Genomic DNA, 14159 nt, shown 5'->3' with positions numbered 1-14159 from the left:
GTGGAGGTCCCGGGCGACGGTCCGGGACCTCGTGTGAAGGCCCCGTGCACGACACGTCACCCCGGCCGTCTCGGCGCGCGGGGGCGGCGGGAGCGTGCCTACCGTCGAGGTGATGACCTCCGTCCCCTCCGTCGACGACCGCACCGTCGCCGTCCGCAGCGTCGCCGTCCGCAGCGTCTCCCGCACCGCAGCGCCTGCGGCCCCTGCCGACGGGGCCGGCACCCGGACCGCCGTCACCCGTGACGCGTCGGCGGGCCCGCCACCGCCCCGGCTCATGCTGCTCGACGGGCTCCGGTTCCTCGCCGCGGCCGCGGTCGTCGCGTACCACCTCGCGGGTCGGCAGACGTCGGCCTGGGGACCGGACCAGGTGGAGCGCCTCGGCGACGTGCCGCGGTGGACGTCCTACGGGTCGCTCGGTCCCGAGCTGTTCTTCGTCATCAGCGGGTTCGTGGTGCTGCTGACCGCCTGGGGCCGCCCGACGGTCCGGCTGGTCGCCTCGCGCCTCGCGCGCCTCTACCCGGCGTACTGGGCGGGCGTGCTGCTCACCGGTGGGCTGCTGCTCGTCCTGTGGCCCGACGGCAAGGACGTGACCCCCGCACAGGTGCTGGTCAACCTCACGATGGTGCAGTCCGCGCTGGGGGTGCCGCACGTCGACGGGGTCTACTGGACGCTGTGGGCGGAGCTGCGCTTCTACCTGCTGGTCGGTCTCCTGTCGCTCGTCGGGCTGACCCGTCGCCGGGTGCTCGCGGTCGCACTCGTCTGGCCGTGGCTCGCGCAGCTCGCGCTGCACCACGGCCTCACGGGCCTCGCGACCGCGCTCGTCGCGGACTACGCGTCGCTGTTCGCGGCCGGCATGGCGCTGTACGTGCTGCACCGCGACGGGCACCGGCTCGACGCGTGGCTCGTGGTCGCGACGAACACCGTCCTCGCGGTGCTGCTCGTCGTCCCGTCGCGCGCCGCGGTCCTCGCCCGGACGACCGGCTACGAGCCGTCGGAGCTGCTGCTCGGGGTCGGCGTGGTGGTGTGCGTCGCGCTGGTCGCGTGCGCCGTCCTGACGCCGCTCGCACGGGCGCGGGCCACGTGGTGCGTGACGCTCGGTGCGCTCACGTACCCCGTCTACCTGGTGCACGACTACTGGGGCCTGTACGTGGTCCACCTGACGGCGCCGTACGTGCCGACGGCCGTCGCCCTCGCGCTCGCCGTCGGCGCGGCGCTCGCGCTCGCGTGGCTGGTCCACCGGTGCGTCGAGCTGCCGTGCGGGCCGCGGGTGCGTCGCTGGTCCGAGCAGGCGCTCGTGCGGGTGCGCGGCGTGGTGCTCGACCGCGTCAACCGCGGGCCGCGTCTGGTGCGCGGCCTCGACGAGGTCCGCGTCCCCGGCTGACGCGGCCTCGACGGCGTCCCCGTCGGTCACCGGACGCTGAGAGTGCGGACCACCGCAGACCCTCGGGGCGGGCGCGGCTGTGCCGGCGTCAGGACCCGGGGACGCCGCCCACCGCGCCCGGCGGCAGCGAGCCGTCGCGGATCGCGGCGAAGAACGTGGGCGCCTGGTCGGGGTCGAGCAGGACCGTCGACCCGACGTCGCCCGGGCGGTAGTCCATGTCGGCGATGGGCGGCGTGCCCGTGATCCCCTCGGGCCCGGTGGCGGCACGGAACGCGAGCGCGAGGCGCCCCATGTCGACGATCCCCGAGCCGTCGTCGACGGTGAGCGCGCCTGTCCCGGCGTCCACGAGCGTCACCTGCTGCCCGGGGTGCCACACGAGCGACGACGGCTTGACCTTCGCCACGACGGCGCTGACGAGCTGGCGCTGCCGCTCGGCGCGGCCCACGTCGCCCTTGGGGTCGGACTTGCGCATGCGCGCGAACGCGAGCGCCTCGGGCCCGCCGACGTCGTGGCACCCGGCGGTCCACACCATGCCCGAGTCGGCGTCGTTCACGTCCGCGTCGTGGCACAGGTGCACGCCGCCGACGGCGTCGACGACGTTCCCGACGCCCGCCATGCCGATCTCCGCGTAGTGGTCGACCGTCAGGCCGGTGAGCCCTTCGACCGTGCGGACCAGCAGCGGCGCCTGGCCCCAGGCGAACGCGGCGTTGAGCTTCGACGCGCCGTGCTCGGGGATCTCGACGTACGTGTCGCGGGGGAGCGAGATGAGGGCCGTCGGCCCGTGCTCCGGGACGTGCAGCAGCAGGATCGTGTCGGTCCGTGCGCCCTCGGTGCCGTCGGCGGCGACACCGCCGTCTGCGCGCGAGTCGGAGCCGGTGAGCAGGTACGTCGTGCCGGGCGTGTTCGCGGCGCCCGACAGCGCCGGCGTGTGCTGCACCTTGCCGTTCGCCCACAGCACGAGCCCGATCGGCCACGCGAGGAGGGCCACGAGGACGACCGCGACCGCGGCGAGCGCGAGCCGGCCGCGCCGACGTCGCGCCCCGGTGCCGGGTGCACCCGTGGCGGGCGCGCCCCCGGGGCCGCTCGGGCCGCCGGGGCGCGCGCGGGGGGCCGCGACGGGCGCGGGACGGGCTGCGGCGCCCGCGCGCGAGGTGGTCGAGCGCGATGCGGCTGGGACCGCCGGACGAGCACCGGGCACCGAGGTCCCGCTCGCCGGCGTGGCGGCGCGAGGCGCGCCGGGGCGAGCGGCGCCCTGGCGCGGCGGCGTGGGGCGTGCGGAGCCGGTGCGCGCGCCGCCCACCGGGATCGCGGGCCCGTCGCCCGCGGGGCGCGACGCGCTGCCGGCCGGCGAGTACGACGCCGGACGCGAGGCGGAGGGTGCGCGCCCGACGGACGTGCTCCCGCGCGGCGGCGTCGACGGTGCGGAGCCGGCGGGTGCGGCGGGCCGTGCGGGTGCGGGCCGCCGTCCCGCGGCGTCGTCACCGACGACGATCGCGTCGCCGTCCGGACCTGCCGCCGGGCGTCTGGGCGGCGCCGCGGGGGTGAACGACGGCGGCGCCGAGGGGCGCCCGTCGCGGGTCACGAGACCGCCTCGGTCATGCCGGGCACACCGCGGTCGTGTCCTCGGCCGTGAACGCCTCGCGGCCGGCGTGCTTGGTCGGGGCCGGCGTGGGCTGCACCGGCGCCGCTCCGGCGTCCGGCGGGGTCGTCGCGCCCGCCACCGGGGGTGCGGCCGTCGTCGGCGCCGTCGGGGTCGCGGGCGTCTCGGGCTCGCCCAGCGCCGGTCGGTCCGCGGCGACGTTCTCCCACAGCGTGTCGGCCTCCGACGTCCACTCCACGCGGTTCGGGTCGCTCTTGGCGGGCGCCCACGGCACGGTCATGAACGTGATGTTGCCACCCCGGATGGACCGCATGTTGTAGGTGAGGCCGGTCATCGCCGTGAGGGACAGGCCCGAGTCGGTGGTCAGCGAGCTCGTCGCCGCGTCGAGGAACGACACCAGCTGGCCCAGGTCGCTCAGGACGTTCTTCGAGAGGACCTCGGTCGCCATCGCCGCGACGAGGCGCTGCTGGTTGCCGATGCGGTTGGTGTCGGAGCCGTCGCCCACGCCCTTGCCCTTGCGCGCGCGGGCGAACGCGAGCGCCGTCGCGCCGTCCAGCCGCTGCTGGCCGGCCTGGACGTTGAGGCCCGCGTCCTTCGACGTCATCGCGTTGGGGATGCAGATGTCCACGCCGCCGATGGCGTTGATCATGTTCTGGAAGCCGGCGAAGTCGACGACGACGAAGTGGTCGATCGGCACGCCCGTGTTCTCCTGCACCGTGCGGATCGTGCAGGCCGCCGCCGACGCCATGTCGCCGCCCATGTCCCAGCCCGTCGCGAACGCGGTGTTGAACATGCCGTGCGTCGCGCGCGACGTCTTGCCGTTGGACATCGTGCAGGACGGGATGTCGACGAGGGAGTCCCGGGGGATCGAGATCGCCTCGACGCGCTGCCGGTCGGCGGAGATGTGCACGAGGATCGTGGTGTCGGAACGCATGCCGGCGACGGAGCCGCCGATCTCGGCGTTCACGCCGTCGCGCTGGTCGGAGCCGAGCACCAGGATGTTGACCGGCAGGCCCTTGTTCGGGTCGTCCGGGTCCGGCGTGCGGGTCACCTGCGGGGTCGGGCCCACGAGCGCCGAGATGTCGACGCGGTCCATGTTGCCCTGGAGGCGGGTGAACGCCGCGGCAGCGCCGGCGACGCCGAAGGCGAGGAGCGCGACGGTCGTGAGGGCGACGCCCCGCATGACCCGGTGCGTGCGCGGGTTGCGGGCGTGCCGGGCCGCACGAGGGCGCGGGACGGCGACGTGGCGACTGGTCACCCCGTCATGCTAGGTGCGTCGCAGGCGCTCGGCGCAGAGCCGTCGCACGCGTGCCGTGGAGGATCTGTGCAGATCATCGGCCCGCGACCGCGCCGCCACCCCGGGCTGCGGGCGATGGCGGCGCGGCCGTGCGATCAGCGGCCGAGCTGGGCGTACTTCGCCTCCGTGGCGTCCTTGCGCGGACGCCACCAGGCCTCGTTCTCGCGGTACCACGCGACGGTCGCCTCGAGGCCCGCGCGGAAGTTCTCGTACCGGGGCGTCCAGCCGAGCTCGTCGCGCAGCTTGGTCGCGTCGATCGCGTAGCGCATGTCGTGCCCGGGGCGGTCGCTCACGAGGTCGTACGCGTCGCGGGGCTGTCCCATGATCTCGAGGATGTCCTCGACGACGGTCTTGTTGTTCTCCTCGCCGTCGGCACCGATGAGGTACGTCTCGCCGATGCGGCCGCGCTCGATGATGGCCCACACCGCGTTGTTGTGGTCGTCGACGTGGATCCAGTCGCGCACGTTCTCGCCCTTGCCGTAGAGCTTGGGGCGGACGCCGTCGATGACGTTCGTGATCTGGCGCGGGATGAACTTCTCGACGTGCTGGTACGGCCCGTAGTTGTTCGAGCAGTTCGAGATCGTGGCCTGCACGCCGAAGCTGCGCGCCCAGGCCCGCACCAGGAGGTCGGAGGACGCCTTGGTCGAGCTGTACGGCGACGACGGGTTGTACGGCGTCTCCGGCGTGAACTTGGCCGGGTCGTCGAGCTTGAGGTCGCCGTAGACCTCGTCGGTCGAGATGTGGTGGAAGCGCACGCCGTGGCGGCGGACTGCCTCCAGCAGCTGGTACGTGCCGATGACGTTCGTCCGCAGGAACGGCCACGGGTCGTGCAGCGAGTTGTCGTTGTGGGACTCGGCCGCGAAGTGCACGACGAGGTCGACGTCCTTGACGAGGCTGTCGACGATGTCGGGGTCCGCGATGTCGCCCTTGGCGAACACGACCTTGCCGTCGACCGGGTCGAGGCTCCGCTCGTCGCCCGCGTAGGTCAGCGCGTCGAGCACGGTGACGCGGACGTCGGGACGCTCGCGCACCGTCTGGTGGACGAAGTTCGAGCCGATGAAACCGGCTCCGCCGGTGACGAGCACGTGCACGGGAAGGACCTCCGGATGGTCGGTGGGGGACTTCAGCCTAGCGGCCGGTCGACGACGGGCTCACGGGCCCGAGGGCCGGGGCGTCCGCGGGACGGTCCCCCGGCAGCAGGGGGACCGGCGGCGTCGTCGCGGGTCAGACGAGGTAGCGGCGCATCATCGTCATCACGTTGACCGTCTCGCACACCTCGAGCGCGACCATGACGAGGACGACCGCCGTGATGCTCATGGTGCCGGTGGCCACGAGCGTGCCGAGCACGAGGGCAGCGACGACGACGCGGCACACCAGGACGAAGGACTCGCGGCGCATCGCGCGCGACGAGCGGCCCACGCACGCGGTCATCCCGAGGATGTTGATCGTGTAGAGCGTCGCCCAGACCGCGAAGAGCGGGCCCTCGGTGAACAGGTAGTGGTAGTTCGGCCCGAGGACCTTGACGACGACCCACCCCGAGCACACGTAGAGCACAGGCAGCGCGACCGCGAGGAGCGGCAGGGCGCGCACGATCGTCCGGCGGACCTCGGCACCGGACTCCGCCCGCACGGTGGCGGGGAGCACGATGCTCTGCAGGACGAAGACGGCCTGCACGGCGAGCAGCACCGAGCCGGAGAAGTAGGCGGAGTACTGCGCGTACTCGACGTCCGAGGCGCCGATGCGCAGCGCGAACTTGTCGATGTACATGATCGCGACGGCGAACACCGTGGTCGGCGCGGCGTACCGGGCGAACGACACGAGCTGGCGCCGCGTCGCGGCGTCGGAGCGCCAGCGCGGGGTCCGGTGCGCGAGCAGGCCGAGGTAGGACGCCACCGCGAGGGACGCCGCGCCGACGGCGATCCCGGCGAACACGTTCCACGACGGCTCGCCGAGCGCGAGGACCGCCGCGACCGCGCCGACGACGATGACCGTGGCCTCGACGAACTTCACGACCGCGACGGCACCGACACGGCCGCGCGCGGCGGTCAGCCGCTCGACGATCGCACGCCACCCGGTGGCGACGCCGAACGCCGCGGCGAGCACGACGAGCAGCCACGACGACTTCGTGAGGCCGGCCAGGGGGTCGGCCAGGACCAGCGCGACCGCGCACGCGACGACCGCCAGGACCGACGCGATCGCCAGCACGCTGCCGATGACGACGGCCCGGTCCTCGTCGGACCGGCCCGCGAGCAGCCGGGGCGCGGCGAGCTCGAGGCCCGCGACCGCGAGGATGAACCACACCTGCGAGAGCGCGAGGAAGAACGCGAAGTCGGCGAAGCCGCTCGGGGTCGTCGAGCGCGCGACGACGATGTTCAGGGCGAACATCCCGACGCCGGACGCCGCGCCGCCGATCAGCGACAGCAGCGAGAGCCGGCGCAGCCGGGCCGACTGCGCGACGTCGCTCATGCGGAGGGTGCCAGCGCCTCGTCGAAGACGTCGAGCGTGCGCGCGGCGGTGGACTCCCACGAGAACCGCGCGGCCTGCGCGAGGCCCAGCTCGGCCGCGCGTCGCATGCGCTCGGGGTCGGTCGCGACGACGGTCATGCCCTCGGCGATCGACTCCAGGGAGTGCGGGTCCACGTAGATCGCCGCGTCGCCGCCGACCTCGCGGTACACCGGGATGTCGCTCAGCAGGACCGGCAGGCCGATGAGCATCGCGTCGAGCGCCGGCAGGCAGAACCCGTCGTGGAACGAGGGGATCGCGAGCGCGCCGGCGCTCGCGAGGAGCCGGTCCATCTCGTCGTTGGTGACCCAGCCGCGCAGGTCGACCCAGTCCTGCATCCCGGTCTCCTGGACGATCGGGATGAGCGGGTCGTCGCCCTTGCTGCCCGTCACGACGAGGCGGGGCCGGACGTCCTCGGGGACGAGGGGGAGCGCGCGGATGAGCGAGCCCCAGTTCTTGTGACCCAGCCGGTTGCCCGTCGCAAGGATCATGTTCTCGGGTGTGCTGCCGGTGCGCAGCCGCGCGGCGGACTCCCGGACCGACCCGGCGAGCGGGATGATGTCGAGCCGCTCGCGGGGGAACTTCAGGTACCGGTCGATGTCGCGCGCCGACGACTGGCTGATGGTGATCATCCGGGTCGCGTTCTTCGCGACCATCGACTCCATCCACTGCGCCGGCTTGACGAAGACCTGCGAGGGCATGTGCTCGGGGTTCGTCCAGTAGAGCAGGTCGTGCATCGACACGACCGTGGGGACGCGCGACGCGCGCGGCCCGAGCAGCGACGGGCAGTGGATGAGGTCGGCGTGGAGGCGGTCGGCCCAGCGCGACACGCCCTGCAGCTCGGCCCACGACCAGCGGAGCCGGTTGAGACCGGCGATGTTGCCGCTGATCCCCGAGTCCACGACCCGGCCCGGGAACCACGTCGGGTCGGACGCGGCGAACTCGGTGCTCGCGAGCGCGGTGAACGTGAAGCGGTCGGTGTCCCGCAGCGCGGAGTACAGCTCCCGGGCGTAGGTCTCGATCCCGCCCTTGGTACCGGTCCAGAACAGCATGTCCACCAGGACGTGCGGACGCGTCGCCACGGTCACGCCCCGACCAGCTCGTCGAGGACCGAGCCGAGGAGCTCGAGCTCGGCACCGAGGTCGCCCTCGCGGTTGCCGATGAACAGGCCGTTGGTGTCGATGAGGTCGGCGTTCGTCAGCTCGCCGTGGACCTCGTGGTCGAGCCACCGCATGACGGGGTTCTTCGCGAAGTTGCCGGCGACGACGGGCCGGCACTCGATGCCCGCGGCCTGGAAGGCCCGCACCAGGTCGGCGCGCGAGAAGGGGGCGTCGGGTCGCACGACCATGCTGAACCCGAACCAGCTGGCCTCGCCGATCTCACGCTGCGTCATGAGCTGCGGGTAGCGCGCCATGAGCTCGAGGAACTGCGCGGCGTTGCGCCGGCGGTCCGCGATGAAGCCGGGCAGCTTCGCGATCTGCTCGATGCCCACCGCCGCGCTCATCTCGAGGGGCCGGACGCTGTACCCGGGGAGGACGAACTTGAACGACTCCTCGAACGGGTTGTCGCTCTTCTCGCCCGTCACGCGGTTGAACTTCGGCAGGTTCCGCGTCCAGCCGTGCGCCCGCAGCGTGAGGAGGATGTGGTACAGCTCCTCGTCGGCCGTGCAGATCACGCCACCCTCCATCGTGGAGATGTGGTGCGAGAAGAACCCGCTGAAGCTGCCCATGAGCCCGTGCGTGCCGGTCTGGCGACCCTGGAACGTCGCGCCGAGCGACTCGCAGTTGTCCTCGATGAACTCGATGCCGCGCGGCTCGCAGATCGCGCGCACGCGGTCGAAGTCGTTCGCGTTGCCCAGGAGGTTCACGACCATGACGAGGCGCGTGCGGTCGGTGATCGCCGCCTCGAGCGCGTCGAGGTCGTAGTTGAGCGTCTCGGCGTCGATGTCGACGAACTTCAGGCGCAGCCCGTACTGGCTGAGCGGGTAGTACGTCGTCGGCCACGACACCGCCGGCACGATGACCTCGTCGCCCGGCTGGAGCGGGTTCTCCTGGCGGTACCGCAGCGCGGCGGCCATGAGGAGGTTCGCGGTGCTGCCCGAGTTCACCGCCACGCAGTACGGCGAGTCGAGGTACTCCGCGAACACGCGCTCGTACTCGGCCGTCTCGGCCGCCATGGTGAACTGACCGCTCGCGATGACCCGCTGCAGCGCGGCGTACTCGGCGTCGTCCCACGAGGACTGCGACAGGGAATAGCGGGTCTCGGGCTGGGGCGTGGTCATGCGGGGCTCTCCGTTACGGGGTTTCGTCGTTCCTGCTCGACGTACCACTGCCACGTCGAGCGCATGCCGTCCTCGAGCGAGTGCCGAGGGCTCCAGCCGAGGTCGTGCAGGAGGGTCGTGTCGAGCTCACGACGGAGGACACCCTCGGGCTTGGCGGTGTCAAAGGTTATCGCACCGTCGAATCCGACGATCCCGGCGGCGAGCTCGGCCATCTCGCGGATCGCGGTGTCGCCGCGCGGCCCGGCGTTGACCACCGGCGGCGGCTGCTCCTGGTCGAGCAGCAGCAGGCAGGCCTCCGCCAGGTCGTCGGCGAGGAGCAGCTGGCGGCGCTGGTTGCCCGAGCCCCAGACGACGACCTCGCGCGCGCCGGACGCCACCGCGTCGCCGAAGCGGCGGAGCGTCGCGGCGACGACGTGCGCGGTGCGCAGGTCGAACCGGTCGCCGGGCCCGTACAGGTTGCACGGCATGACCGAGTGGTACGTGACGCCGTGCTGCGCGCTGTACGCGTCGCACAGCGCGGTGCCCACGAGCTTCGCCAGGCCGTACGACCGCGTCGACGGGTCGAGCGCCGCGGTGCCGAGCGCGGCCTCCGTGATCGGCTGGGGCGCGTCGGCGGGGTAGGCGTTGGCGCTGCCGACGAACAGCAGCCGCTCGACGCCCGCCGCGAGGCTCGCCGCGAGCACGTTCGACTGGATCAGCAGGTTGTCGTCGAGGAACTCGACCGGCTGCGCGAGGTTCGCGCCGAGGCCGCCGACCCGCCCGGCCGTGAGGACCACGACGTCGGGCCGGGCGGCGGCGAGGGCCGCGAAGGTCTGCTCACGGTCGCGCAGGTCGACGCGCTCGGTGCCGTGGACGCTCGCGTCACCACGACGCTGCAGCGCACGACCCAGCGCCGAGCCGACCAGGCCACGATGACCGGCGACGTAGACGCGACGGGTCAATCGTTGGCCCCGGACCGGCCGGTCACGACGTGCCCGGCGTCGCGCAGCGTGCGCTCCTGGCGGGCGAGCTCGAGGTCGTTGTCCACCATGAGCTGCACGAGCTCGTCGATGCCGACCTTCGGCTCCCAGCCGAGCACGGTGCGTGCCTTGGTCGAGTCGCCCTGCAGGGCCTCGACCTCCGCGGGGCGGAAGTACCGCGGGTCGATCTCGACGTGCTTCTCCCAGTCGAGGTCGAGGCGGCCGAAGACCTTCTCCACGAACTCGCGGACCGAGTACATCTGGCCGGTCGCCACGACGAAGTCGTCGGGGGTGTCGTGCTGCAGGATCAGCCACATCGCCTCGACGTAGTCCCGCGCGTGGCCCCAGTCGCGCTTGGCGTCGAGGTTGCCCAGGTACAGCTTGTCCTGCAGGCCGAGCGAGATGCGGGTCGCGGCACGCGTGATCTTGCGGGTCACGAACGTCTCGCCGCGTCGCTCCGACTCGTGGTTGAACAGGATGCCGTTCGAGGCGAACAGCCCGTACGACTCGCGGTAGTTGATGGTCTGCCAGTACGAGAAGAGCTTCGCGACCGCGTAGGGGCTGCGCGGGTGCATGACCGAGGTCTCGGACTGCGGCGGCGGGGTCGAGCCGAACTGCTCCGAGGTGCCGGCCTGGTAGAAGCGGACCTGCCGGTCCGTGCGCTGCGAGTAGTCGCGGATGGCCTCGAGCAGGCGCAGCGTGCCGAGCGCGTCGACGTCCGCCGTGTACTCGGACTGGAAGAAGGACACGCCCACGTGCGACTGCGCGGCGAGGTTGTAGACCTCGACCGGCTCGACCTTCTCGATGATGTGCCGCAGGCCCGTGCCGTCGCTCAGGTCGCCGTAGTGGAGGAACAGGCGCGCCTCCGGGTCGTGCGGGTCCTTGTAGACGTGCTCGATGCGGTCGGTGCTGAACGTGCTGGACCGGCGGACGATCCCGTGCACCTCGTAGCCCTTGCCGAGCAGCAGCTCGGCCAGGTACGAGCCGTCCTGCCCGGTGATACCGGTCACCAGTGCCTTCTTCATGGCGGCAGCCTATCTACGTCGCGGGTGGGGTCGTCCGGGCCGTCGGACCCGAGACCAGCCACAGATCCTCCCACGAGCCGGTGGGCGGCGAGGACGCCGCGGCCCGGTGCAGGGGGGAGCGGTGCCCGCCACGCGGGGCCGGTCCTTGACCCGCCCGCGGAGGCCGCCGAGACTGCCCGCAGTGCCCGGGCGGACCCGATCCGTGTCCGGTGCGACCGGGGGATCGCCAGGAGGAACCGTTGTCCGCACGTCTCAGCAGCCCAGGGCACGCACGTGCCGACCGTCGCGTCCCCGTCCGCCGGGGGCGTCTGCGGCCCGTCGTCGTCGGGGTGCTGGGCGTCGCGCTGCTGCTCCCTGCCGCCGGGACGCTGCCCGCGGCCGCCGCGCCGGCACCGGCTGCGGCCCCGGCCGCGCCCGCGCCCGCCGAGCTCGTCGACCTCGCGGTCGACGAGGTGCCCGTCGCGGTGGCGGGCACGCCCGCCCCGACCGACGGGGTCGCCGAGCCCGAGGTGTCCGCGGCCCTGCCCGACGTCGTCGTGGCGGACGAGGTGGGCGCGCGCGCCGTCACGGACTCCGTGCCGGTCGACCCCTACCAGACGCTCGGCGTGACCTGGTCGTGGACGTCGGCACCCCAGGACGTCGAGGTCAGCGTGCGCACGCGGACCGACGGCGAGTGGTCCGGGTGGGTCCCGCTCGAGAGCGACGGCGTCGCGCCCGACCCCGGCACCGCCGAGGCGGCGCGTGACGTGCGCGCCGGCACCGAGTCGGTGTGGATCGGCGGTGCCGAGGACGTGCAGCTGTCGTTCGGCGCGGGGGCGGAGGCCGCGCAGGACGTGCGGCTCGCCCTGGTCGGCCCCGTCGACGAGGCGCGGACCGCCACGACCGGCGACACGACCGACCGGTCCGTCGACAGGTCGTCGCGCAGCACCGCCCGGGCGGCGACCGCCGTGCTGCCGGCGGTGACGACCCCGGTTCCCGCCGCGGTGACGACCGCCGTCGCGCAGCCCGCCATCATCACGCGCGAGGGGTGGGGCGCCGCGCCGCAGCGCTGCACGCTCGACGTCGCCTCGACCCTGCTGGCCACGGTCGTGCACCACACCGCCGGGCCGAACACCTACTCGACGGTCGAGCAGGCGATGGCCCAGATCCGCGGCGACCAGCAGTACCACCAGGACGCCCGCGGCTGGTGCGACATCGGCTACAACTTCCTCGTCGACAAGTGGGGCAACATCTACGAGGGCCGCGACAACTCCGGCACGCAGCCGGTGATCGGCGTGCACGCGGGCGGCTTCAACACCGCGACCGTCGGCATCTCGATGCTCGGCGACTACAGCAGCATCACGCCGTCGGCCGGCGTCCAGGAGAGCGTCGCGCGGCTCATCGCGTGGCGCATGGCGTCCTACCACCGCGACCCGGGCAGCACGATCGGCTACACGACCCTCGGCGGCGAGAACTCGCGGTACCCCGCCGGGACGTGGCTCGCGCTCCCGGTCGTGATCGGGCACCGCGACGTCGCCTTCACGGCGTGCCCCGGCGAGCGCGGGTACGCCGTGCTCGGCGCGATCAAGCAGCGCGCACGGGACCTCATCGGCGGCCAGATCGTCAACCCCGCGCTCACGGCCACGAGCATCCCCGTCGGCGGGTCCGTCTCGGTCAACGGCGGCACCACGTCGACGATGGCGTGGACCCTGCGCGTCGTGGACGAGCGCACGGGCGTCCTGGTGCGCACGGTCACGGGTGCGACGCCGCCGTCGGGCGGCACCGCGATCGCGACGTGGAACGGCCGCAACGACGCCGGCACGCCGGTCGGCCCCGGCCCGTACCGGCTCACGCTCGACGTGGTCGACGCCGCCAACGGCTCTCCCGCCGTCGGGTGGACGGGCCGCGTGGACGTCACCGGCACGTCGAACCCGCCGACCGTCCCGTCGGTGCCGCTCACCGGCGACCTGCGGTTCGTCCCGGTGACGCCCACGCGCCTGCTCGACACGCGTCCCGCGGGCGCCTCGCTCGGTGCCGGCGGCCGCGTCGACCTCACCGTCGCGGGCGTTGCCGGCGTCCCTGCCGACGCGAAGGCGGTCGCGCTCAACGTGACCGCCGTCGCGCCGTCGGCCATGACGTTCGTGCGCGTGTGGCCGGCCGGCGGCCCGATGCCCTCGTCGTCGACCTTCAACGCGGACCCGCGGCTCACCGCCGCGTCCGGCGTCCTGGTCGGCGTCGGTGGGCAGGGCAAGGTCAGCCTCTACAACAACAGCGGGTCGACGCACCTGGTCGTCGACGTCAGCGGCTACTTCGTCGACGGCTCCTCGGGCGTCGGCTACGAGCCGTTGCCGGCGGGCGCGCGGATGATCGACACGCGCAGCGACGGCGGCGCGCTGAGCGCCGGCACCACGCGCACCGTGCAGGTCACGGGTCGCGGCGGTGTCCCCGCGGGTGCCACGGCGGTCCTCGCGAACGTGAGCTCCGTGATGCCCGGCGGGGTCGGCAACGTCATCGCGTACCCCGCGGGCGGCACCGTCCCGACCATCGCGAGCGTCAACCACCTGCCCGGCGACAACGTGAGCAACCGCACGGTGGTGCCGCTGTCGGCCGACGGGCGGCTCGCGCTCACGCTGCAGGGCGCGCGCGCCGACGTCGTCGTGGACGTCATCGGCTGGTTCGGGCCGTCGGCGACGCAGCGGTTCACGCCGATCGACCCGGCCCGCGCGGCGGACACGCGCGCGTCGAGCCCGTTGCAGGAGGGCGAGGCACGCGACCTCCCGCTGGGTTCGGTGGCCCTGCCCGCGCAGGCGAAGTCGGCCGTCCTGTCCCTCGCCGCGACCCAGCAGACCGCGCCCATGACGTTCCTGACGGCGTGGCGACCGGGCACCGCACGGCCCACGGCGTCGGACCTCAACACCGGGCGCGGTCGGGACCAGGCGGCGATGACCGTCGTGCCGCTCGGCTCGGACCGTCAGGTGCGCGTGTACAACGACAAGGGCTCGAGCCAGGTGATCGTCGACGTGCAGGGCTGGTTCGGCTGACCCGACTGCCGCGTACCGTCCGACCTCGTCCGACCGTGCGCGGCAGTCGGGTAACCTGGGCTGCCGTCCCGGGCGCCGGACGTCGTCGAGCGCC

The 14159-nt window shown here is 73.4% G+C and carries 10 protein-coding genes; 2 read left to right on the top strand and 8 right to left on the bottom strand.

Annotated elements, in window-relative coordinates:
• The first annotated feature begins 112 nt into the window (after positions 1–112).
• Complete coding sequence (locus GXP71_RS09815; RefSeq protein ID WP_162352506.1) at positions 113–1381, top strand: acyltransferase; 1269 nt, start codon at positions 113–115, stop codon at positions 1379–1381.
• A gap of 88 nt (positions 1382–1469) precedes the next feature.
• Here the strand turns inward: GXP71_RS09815 and GXP71_RS09810 are convergent, their stop codons facing one another.
• From GXP71_RS09810 to gmd, 8 genes are all read right to left on the bottom strand, one after another.
• On the bottom strand, positions 1470–2369 hold the full coding sequence (locus tag GXP71_RS09810) for an LCP family protein (protein ID WP_162352505.1): 900 nt from the start codon (positions 2367–2369) through the stop codon (positions 1470–1472).
• 607 nt (positions 2370–2976) lie between these two features.
• A complete protein-coding gene (locus GXP71_RS09805; protein ID WP_238402707.1) occupies positions 2977–4239 on the bottom strand; it encodes an LCP family protein in 1263 nt (420 codons plus the stop codon).
• 134 nt (positions 4240–4373) lie between these two features.
• A complete protein-coding gene (gene rfbB / locus GXP71_RS09800) occupies positions 4374–5369 on the bottom strand; it encodes a dTDP-glucose 4,6-dehydratase (RefSeq protein ID WP_162352504.1) in 996 nt (331 codons plus the stop codon).
• Positions 5370–5502: 133 nt separating this feature from the next.
• The gene (locus GXP71_RS09795; RefSeq protein ID WP_162352503.1) at positions 5503–6744 is read right to left on the bottom strand and encodes an oligosaccharide flippase family protein; all 1242 of its coding nucleotides are present in this window, start codon (positions 6742–6744) and stop codon (positions 5503–5505) included.
• On the bottom strand, positions 6741–7868 hold the full coding sequence (locus GXP71_RS09790) for a glycosyltransferase family 1 protein (protein WP_162352501.1): 1128 nt from the start codon (positions 7866–7868) through the stop codon (positions 6741–6743). Before GXP71_RS09790 ends, GXP71_RS09795 begins: the two co-directional genes overlap by 4 nt.
• Positions 7865–9061: a DegT/DnrJ/EryC1/StrS aminotransferase family protein gene (locus GXP71_RS09785; RefSeq protein WP_162352500.1), complete on the bottom strand. Its 1197-nt coding sequence runs from the start codon at positions 9059–9061 to the stop codon at positions 7865–7867. The genes GXP71_RS09790 and GXP71_RS09785 overlap by 4 nt, the downstream gene beginning before the upstream one ends.
• A complete protein-coding gene (locus GXP71_RS09780; protein ID WP_162352499.1) occupies positions 9058–10002 on the bottom strand; it encodes a GDP-L-fucose synthase in 945 nt (314 codons plus the stop codon). Before GXP71_RS09780 ends, GXP71_RS09785 begins: the two co-directional genes overlap by 4 nt.
• Positions 9999–11045, bottom strand: coding sequence for a GDP-mannose 4,6-dehydratase (gmd, locus tag GXP71_RS09775; protein ID WP_162352498.1), 1047 nt, complete (start codon positions 11043–11045; stop codon positions 9999–10001). Before gmd ends, GXP71_RS09780 begins: the two co-directional genes overlap by 4 nt.
• A gap of 239 nt (positions 11046–11284) precedes the next feature.
• On the opposite strand from gmd, the gene GXP71_RS09770 reads away from it, so the two are divergent.
• Positions 11285–14065: an N-acetylmuramoyl-L-alanine amidase gene (locus GXP71_RS09770; RefSeq protein ID WP_162352496.1), complete on the top strand. Its 2781-nt coding sequence runs from the start codon at positions 11285–11287 to the stop codon at positions 14063–14065.
• Positions 14066–14159: the final 94 nt, after the last annotated feature.

This window comes from Cellulomonas sp. H30R-01, assembly GCF_010119915.1.
Classification (GTDB): Bacteria; Actinomycetota; Actinomycetes; order Actinomycetales; family Cellulomonadaceae; genus Cellulomonas; species Cellulomonas algicola.
This window is presented reverse-complemented; position numbering and strand designations above follow the sequence as displayed.